Source organism: Senegalimassilia sp. (assembly GCF_977052095.1).
The window spans coordinates 1-14,540 of the sequence record NZ_CDRSTZ010000054.1; the positions used below are offsets into that span (position 1 = coordinate 1).

The 14,540-nt window shown below is 65.5% G+C and carries 13 protein-coding genes; 10 read left to right on the forward strand and 3 right to left on the reverse strand.

Features of this window, described 5'->3' with window-relative positions; translation table 11 throughout:
• From trmB to panF, 3 genes are all read left to right on the forward strand, one after another.
• Positions 1-1,003 (forward strand): tRNA (guanine(46)-N(7))-methyltransferase TrmB (gene trmB / locus ACWI6D_RS08315; protein ID WP_449134336.1); only part of this gene is annotated, 1,003 nt, incomplete at its 5' end.
• A 142-nt stretch (positions 1,004-1,145) separates the two neighbouring features.
• Complete coding sequence (locus ACWI6D_RS08320; RefSeq protein WP_302718354.1) at positions 1,146-1,427, forward strand: YhdT family protein; 282 nt, start codon at positions 1,146-1,148, stop codon at positions 1,425-1,427.
• 3 nt (positions 1,428-1,430) lie between these two features.
• Positions 1,431-2,918 carry a sodium/pantothenate symporter gene (panF, locus tag ACWI6D_RS08325; protein WP_449134337.1) on the forward strand — a complete coding sequence of 496 codons (1,488 nt, stop codon included), beginning with the start codon at positions 1,431-1,433 and terminating at the stop codon, positions 2,916-2,918.
• 219 nt (positions 2,919-3,137) lie between these two features.
• On the opposite strand, the gene ACWI6D_RS08330 is transcribed toward panF, so the two are convergent.
• Positions 3,138-4,778 (reverse strand): cation:proton antiporter domain-containing protein, encoded by a 1,641-nt coding sequence (locus ACWI6D_RS08330; RefSeq protein ID WP_449134338.1) that lies wholly within the window; start codon positions 4,776-4,778, stop codon positions 3,138-3,140.
• 146 nt (positions 4,779-4,924) lie between these two features.
• Positions 4,925-5,854 carry a patatin-like phospholipase family protein gene (locus ACWI6D_RS08335; RefSeq protein WP_449134339.1) on the reverse strand — a complete coding sequence of 310 codons (930 nt, stop codon included), beginning with the start codon at positions 5,852-5,854 and terminating at the stop codon, positions 4,925-4,927.
• 240 nt (positions 5,855-6,094) lie between these two features.
• Here ACWI6D_RS08335 and trxA point away from each other — a divergent pair, with 240 nt between their 5' ends.
• The 6 genes from trxA to ACWI6D_RS08365 all read left to right on the forward strand — a co-directional run bounded on the left by trxA (position 6,095) and on the right by ACWI6D_RS08365 (position 11,591).
• Positions 6,095-6,406, forward strand: a complete 312-nt coding sequence (gene trxA, locus ACWI6D_RS08340; protein ID WP_129424456.1) for a thioredoxin — start codon at positions 6,095-6,097, stop codon at positions 6,404-6,406.
• Positions 6,407-6,565: 159 nt separating this feature from the next.
• Positions 6,566-6,760: a hypothetical protein gene (locus tag ACWI6D_RS08345; RefSeq protein WP_449134340.1), complete on the forward strand. Its 195-nt coding sequence runs from the start codon at positions 6,566-6,568 to the stop codon at positions 6,758-6,760.
• Positions 6,761-6,878: 118 nt separating this feature from the next.
• A complete protein-coding gene (locus tag ACWI6D_RS08350; protein ID WP_449134341.1) occupies positions 6,879-8,183 on the forward strand; it encodes an MATE family efflux transporter in 1,305 nt (434 codons plus the stop codon).
• Positions 8,184-8,323: 140 nt separating this feature from the next.
• Positions 8,324-9,319, forward strand: a complete 996-nt coding sequence (gene trxB / locus ACWI6D_RS08355) for a thioredoxin-disulfide reductase (protein ID WP_449134342.1) — start codon at positions 8,324-8,326, stop codon at positions 9,317-9,319.
• A gap of 119 nt (positions 9,320-9,438) precedes the next feature.
• Entirely contained in the window at positions 9,439-10,497 is a 1,059-nt protein-coding gene (gene prfA, locus ACWI6D_RS08360; RefSeq protein WP_129426149.1) for a peptide chain release factor 1, read from the forward strand.
• 11 nt (positions 10,498-10,508) lie between these two features.
• Complete coding sequence (locus ACWI6D_RS08365; RefSeq protein WP_449134343.1) at positions 10,509-11,591, forward strand: N5-glutamine methyltransferase family protein; 1,083 nt, start codon at positions 10,509-10,511, stop codon at positions 11,589-11,591.
• A gap of 204 nt (positions 11,592-11,795) precedes the next feature.
• Here the strand turns inward: ACWI6D_RS08365 and ACWI6D_RS08370 are convergent, their stop codons facing one another.
• On the reverse strand, positions 11,796-12,347 hold the full coding sequence (locus ACWI6D_RS08370) for a gamma carbonic anhydrase family protein (protein WP_288284506.1): 552 nt from the start codon (positions 12,345-12,347) through the stop codon (positions 11,796-11,798).
• 486 nt (positions 12,348-12,833) lie between these two features.
• Here ACWI6D_RS08370 and ilvD point away from each other — a divergent pair, with 486 nt between their 5' ends.
• A complete protein-coding gene (gene ilvD, locus ACWI6D_RS08375; RefSeq protein ID WP_303251320.1) occupies positions 12,834-14,510 on the forward strand; it encodes a dihydroxy-acid dehydratase in 1,677 nt (558 codons plus the stop codon).
• Positions 14,511-14,540: the final 30 nt, after the last annotated feature.

Genomic DNA, 14,540 nt, shown 5'->3' on the forward strand with positions numbered 1-14,540 from the left:
AAGGATGCGTAGCGCTGCTTCGCGGTTGCATAAGGGGTTTTCGTACGAGCGGCGCTTTGCGGCGTGCGAAGCGTATGCGGTGAAGGACGCCGCCGCGTGGGCGGGGCAGTGGGCGGACTGGGCCCCGGGTGGTGCCAAACGTGCGGAACCGTTTGCGCACGTGGTGCTTGACCTGGGCTGCGGCAAGGGTGAATACACCGTGGCGTGCGCGCGGGCGCGCCCCGACGTGCTGTTCGTGGGCTTCGACGTGGACGCCATCTGCACGTTGCGAAGCGCCGAGCAGGCGGCGGCCGCCGGTGTGGACAACGCGGTGTTTCTGCTGGTGGAAGATCCGTTCGCCGCTGCGGAGGACGGGCAGTGCGCGCTCGCTGGCGCCTCTGGCGCGGGCGTCGTGCCCGCGTTGGCTCCCATCGATGCGCACGCCTCGCGCGCAAGCCGCGCGGCGTCGGGCACGTCGCACCGCTCGGGCGCGCCGGCCGAGCTTGACCTGGCGCGCGCGTTCGCTCCGGGCGAGTTGGCGTGCATCCTCATGAACTTCCCCACGCCGTTCCCGAAAAAGAAGAAGGCGCACCTGCGCTTGACGTACCTCGACCGCCTTATGGGCTACCGCCGGCTTCTGCGCGAGGGCGCGGGCATTCGCCTGCGCACGGACAGCCAGCCGCTGCGCGACTTCTCGCTCACGCAGTTCGAGCTTGCCGGCTACCGCGTGGTGCGGCGCACCGACGACGTGCGCGCCGCGTGCCCCGACGAGCCGTGGAGCGCCTACGAGCGCAAGCTTGTCGAGCAGGGCGCCCGCGCGCTCGGTGTGTTCGCCGTGCCGGGCCTCGCGCCGGCGCACGTGCAGCAAACAGCGCCGTTGTCCCTGGTCAGCTACTTGCCCGACAACCTTGACGCGCTCGATTACGTGCCGCACGGCATGCAGGGCTGCGTGGAGAACCTGCGCAACCGCCACGCGCACGAGCGCGCCCGCGGCGTGCCGGAGTTTCGCCCGCCCATCATCTAGCCGCATCGCCGCTCGCACCGCCTGTCGCCCGCTGTGCGGCGCGCTCAACATTTCCAATAACCGTTCGTCAGCTCTTATGCATCGCGTCTGCAGCCGGCGTGGTAGCATGCTGCGCAGCGATACCAAGTGAAAGGGGAGGAACGTGCCGCAAACTCGTATTCGCACTTACGCCCAGGCCATGCGCCAGGCCAACAAGGAGGCGCGCGCAACGGTGGTTGCGCTTGCGTGCATCATCGTCGTGTGGCTGCTCGGCGGCTTTGGGCTTGCGGGCACCGACATTTGGGTGTTCCACACGCCGTTGTGGGTTGTCGGCGGGTGCATCGCGCCGTGGATTGCGGCCATCGTGGCTGCCGTGGTGCTCAGCCGCCGCGTGTTCGCCGACTTCGACCTTGACGAGGTCGTCGCGGACAAGGACGGTGAATAGCACATGGGCAATCTTGTGGCGCTTATCCCTCTTGTCATTTTCCTGGCCGTAGCGCTTATCATCAGCTTCGTGGCGCGTCGCCGCTCGGCCGGCGAAGGCGGCTTCGTGAAGGAATACTTCATCGGCAACCGCACGCTCGGCGGCTTCGTGCTGGCCATGACCACCATCGCCACGTACGGCTCCGTCAGCTCGTTCGTGGGCGGCCCGGGCCAGGCCTGGATGGTGGGCTGGGGCTGGGTGTACATGGCTGTGGTGCAGGTCACGGCGCTGGTGCTGCTGTACGGCATTGTCGGCAAGAAGCTGGCGCTTGTGGCGCGCAAGCTTGACGCGGTCACCGTCATCGACATCGTGCGTGCCCGCTACAGCTCCAACGCGCTGGCCAACATCAGCGCCATCATCGTCGTGCTGTTCTTCGCCGCCACCATGGTGGCGCAGTTCGTGGGCGGCGCGAAGCTGTTCGAGGCCGTCACGGGCTATTCGTACCTGGTGGGCCTCGTGCTGTTCGGCGCGGCGGTCATCCTGTTCACCACCATCGGCGGCTTCCGCGGCGTGGCGTTCACCGACGCGCTGTGCGGCATCATCATGCTGGTGGGCATCTTCGTGCTGGCGGGCGGCATCCTGGTTGCCGGAGGCGGCTACGAGAACATCATGGACACCATCAAGGCGAACCATCCCGCCATGCTCGAACCGTTCAGCGGCGGCAGCATGCCGGCGGGGCTGTACTTCACGCAGTGGCTGCTCGTGGGCATCCTCACGTTCGTGCTGCCCCAGTCCATGGTGCGCTGCATGGGCTTTAAGGACACGAAGGCCCTGCACGGCGCCATGATCACGGGCACCGTCATCATCGGCCTCATGATGATCGGCGTCACGTCTCTTGGCGTGCTGTCGGCCGGCGTGCTTACCGGCAGCCTTGCCGACTACGGCGCCAGCGTCGACAACATCATCCCGCAGGCCATCGCGCAGACGCTGCCCGCCTGGCTTGCCGGCGTGGCCATCATCGGCCCCATCGCCGCGTCCATCTCCACGGTGTCGTCGCTGCTCATTGCCTCGTCGTCGGCCATCATCAAGGACGTGTACCTGCATTCGTGCGAACAGCGCGGCAAGCAGCCCTCCGAGCGCGGCATCGCGCGCGGTTCGCAGCTGGTCACGCTTGTGGTGGGCGTCATCGTGTTCGCCCTGGCCGTCGTGCCGCCCGACGTCATCTGGAAGATCAACATGTTCGCGTTCGGCGGCCTGGAAACGGCGTTTTTCTGGGTGATGGTGTGCGGCCTGTTCTGGCGTCGCGCCGGCAAGCTGGGCGCGCTGCTTTCCATGACGGGCGGCACCGTGGCCTATTGCGCGTGCATGGCGGTAGGCTTCAAGGCGTTCGGCCTGCACCAGATCGTCATCGGCATCGTGGTTGCCGGCGCGCTCATGGTGGTGGGCGGCCTCATCGAGAAGCGCCCCGCCGCCGAGCAAAAGGCCGTCGACGCCGTGTTCTTCCCGGAATAGGAAACGCAGGGGTGAAAGGCGCGGGAAGCCGACGGTCTGGTTGCAACCTTGTTAACCGCGCAGGTGAATTTCGTGGCGTCGAGCGACAGCTCGACCCCAAATAGAAAGCGCGAAGCGCGCCACCATATGCCCATTGCCGCGGCAATGGGCTAGCAAGCCCCTTTGCACCAAAGCAGCGAAGCCCCTGCGCAAGCTTTCGAAGCTTGCGCAGGGGCTTCCTTACTTCCCGTCGTCTTCGTGGTGCGCGGCGTGCCCAAGTTCGCGCATGTGGCGGCGGTATTCGCGCACGGCTCGCTCCGCGATGCGGCGCTCCTCTTCCCAGTTGCCGTCTTTCAAGTGCGCAGCGAACGCCTTGGCGGCCTGCGCTGTGCGCTCGGCGGCCTCCTCGCGCGTCAGCGCGGCCTTCGCGCCCAGCTCGTGCAGCTCGTCCTCGTGCGCGGCGTACTCGCGGCGGGCGAAGTCGAGCATCTCGTCCATGGCCCGCTTGCGCCGGCTTTGTCGCTGCAGCGCGAACGCCACGTCTTCCCAGGCCACGTCCTTGCCGGCTTCCGCGCGCGCCTTCGTGGCCATGCGCGCGGCAATCTCCTGGCGCGCCATCATGCGCTCAAGTTCCAAGTGCTCGTGCAGAATGGAGCGGATGTCGCTGGGGTGCTGCGCGATTTCCTGCACGGCCTCGATGGGCTTCGCGTCCACCACGCGGTACGTCAGCGAGGCTAGAAGCGGCATCAGAAACACGGTGATGGCGCCGGCCGCCACCAGCACGCCGGCGGCGTCTTGGCTCATAGCGCCCGCCTTCGTGGCCAGCGACGTCACGGCCACGATGATGGGCAGTGCCGTGGTGCAGTACAGCGCCACGGTCACGCGGTTGTGCATGGACAGCTCGTTTTTGCCGCGGCCCACGGAAAGCGCCACCACGATGGGCACCGCGCGGATAAGCAGCAGCATGACGATGAACCCAACAAGCAGCACCGGCCGCGCGCCCACGCCCGCCAGGTCGATTTTCGCGCCCGACACCACGAAGAACACGGGGATCAAGAACCCGTAGCCGATGGCTTCAAGCTTCGACTCCAGCTCGTGGTCGCCCTCGGGGATGACGTAGCGCAGCACGAAGCCGGCGGCGAACGCGCCCAACACGATGTCCAGGTCGAACACGGCCGACACCGTCACCAGCCCAATAAGCATGACCACCGTCACGCGCACCAGCGTCTGCGACGTGGTGTTGCGTCGCGCGGCCAGGAAGCGGTACACCGTGTGGCCGGCCTTGCGGGCGCGCGACGGCACCACGGCCATAATCACGCACAGGCCGGCGAACAGCGCCAAGATCAGCAGCGTCTGCCACGTGGTGCGCGTGGTCAACAGCAGCGCCATGGCAAGCACGGGGCACACCTCGCCCCAGGTGCCGAACGCCAGGATGCATTCGCCCACGGGCGTATCGCTGAGCTTGCGTTCCTTCAGGATGGGCATAAGCGTGCCCAGCGCGGTGGTGGTCAGCGCGATGGCCACGGCAATGCCGTCGATGTCCGTGATGGAAAGGCCGGTCAAGAAGTACACGGCTGCGAAGGCCAGCACAATGGAAACCGCCCAGATGGCCAGGCCTTTCTTACCTTGCGTGCCTGAAAGGCTTTTCGGGTTGATTTCATAGCCAGCCAACAGGAACAAAAACGCCAGGCCCAGCTCCGACAGCATGGTGATGGAATCGGTCACTTGGATGACGCCTGCCATGTGCGGGCCAAGCAGCGCGCCGGCCAGCAGCAGGATAACGGTTTCGGGCACCAGCCCGCGCGGGACGGCGCGGGCGATGATCGGCGCGCAGGCCGCCACCAGCGCGGCGGTGAACAGGGAAATGAAGTCGATGGACATGATTGCGCTTTCTTACTTGAGCTGGCAATGCGGTTCGGTTGCTTGCGAAGGTGCTTGCGGGCTGCGCGGCGCAGCGTTCGGCGAAGCCAAGCGCGGCCCGTCTGCAAGCCTCGCTTGGCGCCCCGCACCGCCCGCGCGCAAGCACCTTATTTCGCCAGGTATTCCTGCAGGTCGAACCATGTGCGCGCCGCTTCCGCATAGCCTTGCGCGTACAGGTCCAGCAGCTTCTCCTGGTCGTGCTCCATGCTATGGATGGTCACGGGCTTCTGCGGGCGGATGACGAACACCTCGCCGGCGTCGTGCATGCGCACCAGCTGGCGATACGTGCGGTTGTACTCGTAGTGGCGGTAGCGCAGCCTATCGAGGTAGTAGGGGAAGTCCGCGTACACCTGCGACAGGACGGGCATCAGCTTGTTGGGACCCTTCACGTAGTCGGCCGCCTGCGTCAGCACCACCACGTGCTTTTTGCACCCTGTCAGCATGCTGTGCACAATCGGCACGCTGTCGCACGTGCCGCCGTCAAGCAGGTGCTTGCCGTCAACGTCTACGATCTGGCTGACCAGCGGCATGGACGACGACGCAATCAGGTACGGCAGGTCGCCGTCTTCGGCAAGGTCCACCACGTCGTGGTAATCGGCCTCGCCGGTGTCAAGGTTGCTCGACACGGCCGTCAGGCGAATGGGCGAGCGGCGGTACGCGTCGAAGTCGAACGGCTCCAGCTTTTCGGGCACCTCGTGGAACGCGAACTCGCGCCCGCAGGCGTTGCCGGTGCGCGCGTAGCTTTTCAGCGACAGGTAGCGCGGGTCGTTGGCGTACTTCATGTTCAAAAAGCACGTGCGGCCGATCTCGCCCGACACGTAGCAGTAGCCGTTCAGCGCGCCGGCCGACACGCCGAACACGCGGTCGCAGAACAGGCCGTGCTCCATGAAATAGTCAAGCACGCCCGCGGTGAACTGCCCGCGCATGGCGCCGCCCTCAAGCACCAGGTTCGCCGGCGTGGTGTTGCGCTCTTCCCAGGCAGGGGCCGTGCGCGTGCTTTCGCCGGCCTGCTTGCCGGCGACTTCGAAATCGCTCATCGTAACTCCGTTCTCATTGGTTCTTGATTAGTATAGCCTGCAGCGGCGCCAAGCTTCGCCGCGCTCCACGATGTCAGCGTTTCGTTGACGTTTCCAACGTAATGGCACCGAAATAGTAGCAATTCCGTGACGAACGCGCGCAAGCCTATCGCGCGCGCGCCTAAGCCGCTACAATGGCGCAAGCAAACAAAGTTCGGCAGGCCGCTCGCAGCGGTCTGCCCGCAGAAAAGGAGGCTCATCATGAGCAAGATCATCTCTTCCGCAGAGTTTCAGTCCGAAGTCGAGCAGTCCGACGTGCCCGTGCTCGTCGACTTTTTCGCCACGTGGTGCGGCCCGTGCAAGATGCTTGCGCCCGTGCTCGAAGAGGTTGCGGCCGAAGTGGCCGGCCGCGCGAAAATCGTGAAGGTCGACATCGATGCAAGCCCCGACTTGGCGCAGCGCTTCGGCGTCATGAGCGTGCCCACGCTTATGGTGTTCCGCGGCGGGCAGGTTGCCAACCAGGCCGTCGGCGTGCAGCCCAAGCCGGCCCTTCGCGCCCTGCTCGGCCTGTAGTCGCGCTCTAGCGCGGGGTCGGGCGCGTCGCTCGGCCCCGCGTTTTCGTACGCATGCTCAACCAGCCTGGTGCTCGGCCACATTTGGGGGTAAAGTGGATACCGAACGCAATCGCTGGTAGGGGAGGGGAACGCCGCGAGCACGCACTGCAAACAGAAGATGCTCGCAATCGCCGCAGCGGCGATCGTGCTGTTCGCGTCCCTGTTCTGCGCTTCGACGGCTTACGCCGAACCCGCCGACGCCGATCGCGCCCGCGCGCTGGCGGCCGGCATGAACGAGCATTTGTCCAAGCCGCTTGACGTGGCGCGGCTTATCGACGTTCTGTGGAGATGCCGAGATGCGGAGAAGTCCTAGCCCCGTGTGATACCATGCACATCAAACCTGCAATCCAAGGCGTCGTTCCGCATTCCGGTTCGGCGCCTTCGTTTACGCTTGCGCCCTGCCGCATGCATCATCGCGAAGGAGAATCCGCGTGATCACCTGCAAGATGATCCCCGAATACCTCAAGTACATCCTGCCCACCATGCTCACGTTCACGCTTGCGGGCATCTACAGCATCGTCGACGGCATCTTCGTCGGCCATGCGGTCGGCGACGCGGGCCTGGCCGGCATCAACGTGGCTTACCCGCTTGTCTGCCTTATATTGGCCGTGGGCACGGGCCTGGGCATGGGCGGCGGCGTCATCAGCTCCATCGCGCGCGGCGAAGGGAACAGCGCTCGCGCGACGCGCGTCATCGGCGTCACGCTGTTCATGCTGTTCGCGGCGTCTATTCCCATTCTCGTGCTCTACATCCTGTTCGCCGAGCAGCTGTGCGCAGCGCTTGGCGGCCAGGGCGAAACGCTTGTCCAGGCTGTGCACTACCTGCAGGTCATCGCCGTCGGCGCGCCGTTTCAGGTGCTCGTCACCGGCTGCACGCCGCTTATCCGCAACCGCGGGCAGGTGGCCTACGCCATGGCGGTGCAGCTGCTTGCCGGCGTCATCAACGTCGTGCTTGACTACGTGTTCGTCATGCAGTGGGGACGCGGCACGGCCGGCGCCGCCGAGGCCACGGTGGTGGCGCAAATCGTGGCGTTTCTGTTCGTGCTGGCGTTTTTCGCCCGCCGTAGCAACCGCATTCCGCTGCGCGATCTGCTGGCCGACGCGTCCATCTGCGCGCACATCGTGAAGCTCGGCGCCGCACCGTTTGGCCTTACGCTTTTGCCCGAGGTGTCCACGGTCGTGAACAACATCAGCCTGTCGTACTACGGCGGCGAGGTGGCGCTGGCGGCCTATGCGGCCATCGCGTACGTGGCGTTCTTCGTGCAGATCATGATCCAAAGCGTCGGCGACGGCAGCCAGCCGCTCATCAGCGTGTACCGCGGCGCGGGCAACGCCGACGCCGTGCGGCGCCTGCGCAACACGAACTACGCCGTGGCCATTGCGCTTGGCATGGCGGGGCTTGGCCTTATGTTCGCCATCAGCGACCTCATCCCGCCGCTGTTCGGCGCCTCCGAGGCGGCCGCGCCCATCATCGTCTACGCGCTGCCGGTGTTCTCCATCTGCTACATCTTCTACGGCTTCACGCACACCACCACGTCGTACTTCTACGCCGTCGACGACGCGCGCTGCTCGAACGCCCTCGTCGTCGCGGAGGCGGTCATCGTCTGCGTCGTCGTGTTCGTCATGGGCCGCCTGTTTCAAGTCGACGGCATCTGGTTTGCGCCCACGGTCTTGCAGATCATCCTCGCCATCATAGCCGGCACCCTCCTCTACCGCCGCCACCGCGCTCGCAAGTAAGATTTGACAGCTCGGCTCGCTGAAGCGATGAAGATATGGTACCAAAATGGTATCAATATCCATCCTGTTGCCTTCCTCTCGTATACTGGTCGCAAACACATGCGAATGCGGCTTGAAGCCGCAGAGAAAGGGGAGCACCTATGACGAACAGCGAAAACCTTGGCAATAAGCCAAGTGCTTGCAGCAACCAGCCGGTAGCACCCGCAAATGCTCATACCGAAACCCTCGACGTTGCCATCATCGGCGCGGGTCCGGCGGGGCTGACCGCCGGCCTGTATGCGGCGCGCGCGGGCTTGCGCGCCGCCGTTTTCGAGCGCCTGTCGCCTGGCGGGCAGCTTGCGCAAACGGAGCGCATCGACAACTACCCCGGCTTTGCGCAAGGTGCCGGCGGCTTCGAGCTGGCGTGGTCCATGAAAGAGCAGGCCGAGCGCTTCGGCGTGCGCATTATCAACGAAGAAGTATCCGCCCTCGATGTTGCCGCAGCCCCGAAGACCCTCGTCACGCCCGTCGCCACCTATCGCGCCGCAAGCGTCATCGTGGCCACCGGCGCCCGTCCGCGCAAGCTCGGCGTGCCCGGCGAGGCCGAGCTGACCGGCCGCGGCGTGTCGTACTGCGCCACGTGCGACGGCAACTTCTTCCGCGGCAAAACGGTCATGGTCGTCGGCGGCGGCAACACGGCGGCGGCCGATGCCATCTACCTTTCGCGCCTGGCCAGCCGCGTCATCCTCGTGCATCGCCGCAACGCCTTGCGCGCCACGCCCGTTTACCACCGCCAGCTTGCCGAGCTTGAAAACGTCGAGTTCGTCTGGGACGCTACGGTGCGCGCCCTGCACGGCGAAGACGGCAAGCTTGCCGCCGCCCAAATCGAGCACCTTGCCGACGGCTCCCTTGAAACCATCCCCGTCGACGGCGTGTTCGTGGCCGTGGGCACGCAGCCGAACACCGAGCTGCTTGCCGGCGCGCTGCCGCTTGACGAAGCCGGCTACATCGTGGCCGACGAAACGTGCGCAACTCCCGTTCCCGGCGTGTTCGCAGCCGGCGACGTGCGCGCGAAAACCCTTCGCCAGGTGGTCACGGCGGTGGCAGATGGTGCAGTCTGTGCGGAGCAGGCTGCAAGCTACGTTGCAATCTGCTAAAATTTGACAGTTCGACAATCGGTCCGGCCGCGCCACGCCGCCAGATCGTGCTGCGCGCCGCCCGCGCGCAGCAAGCAGCAACGTATGACAAGGACGCACGAACCATGCAAGATAGCGAAATGCGCGACAAGCTCGGCAAAATCATCTCCGCCTACGAAGACCTGCAGGCCAAGATGAGCGACCCGGCCGTGCTTGCCGACCAGAAGGAATACAACAAGCTGGCGAAGGAATACGCCGACCAGGGCCCGCTCGTGGAGAAGGCGCGCGAGTACCTGCAGGCCTGCGCCGACATCGACGAGGCCAAAGAAATGCTCGGCGATGCCGACATGAAGGAGTTCGCCCAGGAAACCATCGCCGCGGCCGAGGAAAAGCTTCCCGGTCTTGAAGAGGACATCAAGTTCCTCCTCATCCCGTCCGACCCGGCCGACGAAAAGGACATCATCGTCGAAATCCGCGCCGCAGCCGGCGGCGACGAGGCGGCCATCTTCGCGGGCGACCTGTTCAAGATGTACGAGCGCTTCTGCTCCAGCCGTAAATGGAAGATCGAGCTGATGGACGTCAGCCCCTCCGATGCGGGCGGCTACAAGGAAATCCAGTTCAAGGTCAAGGGCGACAAGGTGTACTCCGTCATGAAGTTCGAATCGGGCGTGCACCGCGTGCAGCGCGTCCCGAAAACCGAATCGCAGGGCCGCATCCACACGTCCACGGCCACCGTGGCCGTGCTGCCCGAGGCCGACGAGGTCGAGGTCGACATCAACGAGAACGACCTGCGCATCGACGTGTACCGCGCAGGCGGCCCGGGCGGCCAGTGCGTCAACACCACCGACTCGGCCGTGCGCATCACGCACCTGCCTTCCGGCCTGGTCGTGCAGTCGCAGGACCAGAAGTCCCAGCTGCAGAACAAAATCGCGGCCATGGCCGTGCTGCGCGCCCGCCTGTACGAGAAGATGCTCGCCGAGCAGCAGGCCGCCGAGGGCGCCAAGCGCCTCGCGCAGATCGGCTCGGGCGATCGCTCGGAGAAGATCCGCACGTACAACGGCCCGCAGGACCGCGTGACCGACCACCGCATCGGCTTTAATTCCACGTACACGAGCGTGCTGCAAGGCGACGGCCTCGGCGACGTCATCGCCGCCCTCCAGGCCGCCGACCGAGCTCAAAAACTCGAAGAAGCCGTGTAAGTTAACCACTTATGACAGACATCTGGACTATCAAAGCCGCGCTTGATTGGACGGTCGGCTATCTGGAGGGCAAGGGCGACGAAAACCCGCGCCTGTCGGCCGAATGGCTGCTGTCCGAGGCGTGCGGTCTGTCCCGCATCGAGCTGTACGTGAATTTCGACCGCCCGCTGTCCATGGACGAGCGCGACGTGCTGCGCGGCTTCGTCACGCGCCGCGGCAGGGGAGAGCCGCTGCAATACATCACGGGCGAGGCGGCGTTTCGCCACATCACGGTGAAGGTGCGCCCCGGCGTGCTCATCCCGCGCCCTGAAACCGAGGTGCTCGTGAGCGTTGCGCTCGCGCTGCTTCCGCCGGCGCACAAGCGCGTCGCGCTCGATAGCACCATCGATGCCTGGGAAGGCGACGTGCTCATCGACGCGCAAACAGCCGCAGCCGAGGCGGCGCAAGGTGACGAAGCGGAAAACCCCGAGGCTATTCAGCAGTCCAAGCAGGCCATCCGCGCCTTTCTCGCCGGCCAAAACGGCGAAGCGGCCGAACCCGCCGCGCAACAGCAGGTGCCCGCGAAGCAGCGCCCGCTGCTTGTGGCCGATATCTGCACCGGTTCGGGCTGCATCGCCTGCTCCATTGCCTACGAGCGCCCCGATGCACGCCTGATCGCCACGGACATCGCGCCCGAGGCCGTGGCGCTTGCCCGCGAAAACGCCGAGCAGCTGGGGCTTTCCGGCCGCGTGCGCATCGAGCAGTGCGACCTTGGCGCCGGCATTCCCGCTGCGGCAATCGGCAGGCTCGATCTGGTGGTGTCGAACCCGCCGTACGTTCCTACGGCCGTGCTTGCCAGCATCCCGCGCGAAGTGGCCGATTTCGAGCCGGCGCTTGCTCTCGACGGCGGCCGCGACGGCAACGACGTGCTGCGCCGCCTGCTGCCCTGGACTATGCAGGCGCTGCGTCCGGGCGGCGGCTTCGCGTTCGAGCTGCACGAAACATGCCTCGACCAGGCGGCTGAACTGGCCCGTCAAGCAGGGTTTACCCAGATCAAAATCACAAACGACCTGTCGCAGCGCCCTCGCGTCCTCTCGGGGCGCAAGCCGGTGTAAACCGGTAACCGATCTACGCGGCACAAGCATGAAGCCAACTGGCGCAGCCAACGCCGCCGTGCAAGCTCGCTTCGCACCACGAGCCCGCAAACAAAAACGCCCCGATGCCATCGAACATCGGGGCGTTTCGCTATCTCGCGGCGCCGCAATCCCGCAGCTCCACGCATCTAGCCGGCACCAACTGCGCCGGCCATCGCCTGCGCGCTACATCGCAATCGTCGGCGAATCGGCCGGCACGGCATCGCCGGCGTACATGAAGCCCTGCGCCACCAGGTCGCGGCCGATCTCCACGTACTCCTCGGCGTCCACGCGGTTCGCGGCAATCTCCTCGTCGGTCAGCGCGCGCTTCACCTTCGCGGGGCTGCCGATCACCAGCGACCCGGCGGGAATCTGCGTGCCGCCCGTCACCAGCGCGCCGGCGCCGATGATGCAGTTGTCGCCCACCACGGCATGGTCCATCACAATAGAACCCATGCCCACCAGCACGTTGTCGCCGATGGTGCAGCCGTGCACGATGGCGCCATGTCCCACGGTGCAGCCGCGCCCGATGGTGGTGGGGCTGGTGGCGCCCAGGTGCACGCACACGCCTTCCTGGATGTTCGTGCCATCGCCGACCTTGATGCACGCGCCGTAGTCGCCGCGCAGCGTGGCGCCGGCGAACACGGTCACGTCTCGACCCAGCTCAACGTTGCCCAAAATGGTGGCGTTCGGCGCAATATGGGCTTCGGGATCGATCTTCAACTGACGGTAATCCATGGGATTCCTCCTGACTTGCTGGCTAAAAGCGCCTTCATTGCCCATCTCTTTCGAAACGGAATCATCGCGCACTCCGATAATCGCACGCGCGCGGCAGGGCGTACCACGGCTAATTCGAACATTTCGTGAGAAAGCGGTTGCCATGCCGGCATCAAAGAGTATACTAGCGCCCACAAGTTCATAAATGAAATGCATTGACGAGGACAGTAGAGACGAACCCATCTTCAAGAGAGCCGGCGGTTGCTGCAAGCCGGTGTTGGGCGGGCTCGAATGCCCCCTCCGAGCAGTTCTGGTGAACGTGCGGCGCGCAGCGGAAGACCTCCGTTGGCGCGTCCGTGCAAGTAAGCTGAACCGGTGACTCCGTTATAAGTCTGCATGGTGCGTGCCAAAAGCGCGAATGCCATCTTTCGAGGTCCTGGTGCAGGTTGCTTGCAGCAGGATTTTTTTATGCCCCAAAAGGGCGAACAAGACGGAAGAAGGAATGGCATGCAACTTCGCAGCGACGCCGTCAGGTGCGGCACCCCGCGAGCTCCGCACCGCAGCCTGCTGAAGGCCGACGGGCTCACCGACGAGGAGATGAAGCGCCCGCTTGTCGCGGTGTTCAACTCCCGCAACGACATCATCCCCGGCCATAACAACCTGGACAAAATCTGCGAGGCCGTCAAGGCCGGCATCTACATGGCCGGCGGCGTCCCGTTTGAAATCTCCACCATCGGCGTGTGCGACGGCATCGCCATGAACCACGACGGCATGCACTACTCGCTCGTGTCGCGCGAGGCCATCGCCGACAGCTTCGAGTGCGCTATCCAGGGCCACGCGTTCGACGCGGCCGTGTGCATCCCGAACTGCGACAAGATCGTGCCCGGCATGCTGCTCGGCGCGCTGCGCGTGAACATCCCCACCGTGTTCGTCTCCGGCGGCCCCATGCTTCCCGGCCATCAGCCCGGCTGCACGGCTGGCCCCACCACCGACCTCAACACGCTGTTCGACGGCGCCGGCCAGGTTGCCGCCGGCACCATGACCGAAGAGCAGCTCAAGTACTACGAGGACACCGCGTGCCCCACGTGCGGCTCGTGCTCCGGCATGTTCACTGCCAACTCCATGAACTGCCTGTGCGAGGCGCTTGGCATCGCGCTTCCTGGCAACGGAACCATCCCGGCCGTGTATTCCGAGCGCCTGCGCCTGGCCAAGCACGCCGGCATGAAGGTCATGGAGCTGCTCGAGAAGAACATCTGCATCAAAGACATCATCACCGAGGCCGCCATCCACAACGCCATGGAGTGCGACATGGCCTTCGGCGGCTCCACGAACACCGTGCTGCACCTCACGGCCATCGCGCAGGAAGCGGGACACCCCATCACCATGGACGACTGGGATGCCGCCAGCGCCCGCACGCCGCACCTCGTGAAGCTGCAGCCCTCCGGCCCGCGCCCGCTCATCGACCTGTACGCCGTCGGCGGCGTTCCGGTGGTCATGCACGAGCTGGCCGAAGCGGGGCTACTCGACCGCAGCGCACTCACCGTCATGGGCACCATGGACGAGTACCTTAAAAACTGCACGAAGCCGGCCGACGGGGAAGTGTGCCGCACGCACGACAACCCGTTCAGCAAGGTTGGCGCCCTGCGCGTGCTGCACGGCAACGTCGCCCCGAACGGCGGCATCGTGAAGAAGTCGGCCGTCGACCCCAGCATGCTCACGCACACGGGCCCGGCGCGCTGCTTCAACTCCGAGGAAGAGGCCTGCGCGGCCATCTTCGCGAACGAAATCAAGCCCGGCGACGTCGTGGTCATCCGCTACGAGGGCCCGGCCGGCGGCCCCGGCATGCGCGAGATGCTCACGCCTACGTCCGCCATCGTGGGCATGGGTCTTTCCAAGTCGGTGGCGCTGCTCACCGACGGGCGCTTCTCCGGCGCCTCGAAGGGCCCCTGCGTCGGCCACATCAGCCCTGAAGCCGCATCCGGCGGCCCCATCGCGCTGATCGAAGACGGCGACCAGATCACGGTCGACATCGAAGGCGGCGCCATCACGCTGCACGTCAGCGACGAAGAGCTGGCCGCACGCCGCGCCGCGTTCGTCCCGCCGGCGCCCAAGCACAACCACGGCGTGCTGGCCAAGTACGCCAAGCTGGTTTCCTCCGCAGATAAGGGAGCGTATGTGTCATGAGTGAACCCAAGAACGACAAGCACACCTCTA

Bases quoted from the DNA above. Each gene is read 5' to 3' on its own strand.
- panF (WP_449134337.1), top strand. From the start codon at position 1,431: ATGGGCAATCTTGTGGCGCTTATCCCTCTTGTCATTTTCCTGGCCGTA.
- ACWI6D_RS08330 (WP_449134338.1), bottom strand. From the start codon at position 4,778: ATGTCCATCGACTTCATTTCCCTGTTCACCGCCGCGCTGGTGGCGGCC.
- ACWI6D_RS08335 (WP_449134339.1), bottom strand. From the start codon at position 5,854: ATGAGCGATTTCGAAGTCGCCGGCAAGCAGGCCGGCGAAAGCACGCGC.
- trxA (WP_129424456.1), top strand. From the start codon at position 6,095: ATGAGCAAGATCATCTCTTCCGCAGAGTTTCAGTCCGAAGTCGAGCAG.
- ACWI6D_RS08345 (WP_449134340.1), top strand. From the start codon at position 6,566: ATGCTCGCAATCGCCGCAGCGGCGATCGTGCTGTTCGCGTCCCTGTTC.
- trxB (WP_449134342.1), top strand. From the start codon at position 8,324: ATGACGAACAGCGAAAACCTTGGCAATAAGCCAAGTGCTTGCAGCAAC.
- prfA (WP_129426149.1), top strand. From the start codon at position 9,439: ATGCGCGACAAGCTCGGCAAAATCATCTCCGCCTACGAAGACCTGCAG.
- ACWI6D_RS08365 (WP_449134343.1), top strand. From the start codon at position 10,509: ATGACAGACATCTGGACTATCAAAGCCGCGCTTGATTGGACGGTCGGC.
- ACWI6D_RS08370 (WP_288284506.1), bottom strand. From the start codon at position 12,347: ATGGATTACCGTCAGTTGAAGATCGATCCCGAAGCCCATATTGCGCCG.
- ilvD (WP_303251320.1), top strand. From the start codon at position 12,834: ATGCAACTTCGCAGCGACGCCGTCAGGTGCGGCACCCCGCGAGCTCCG.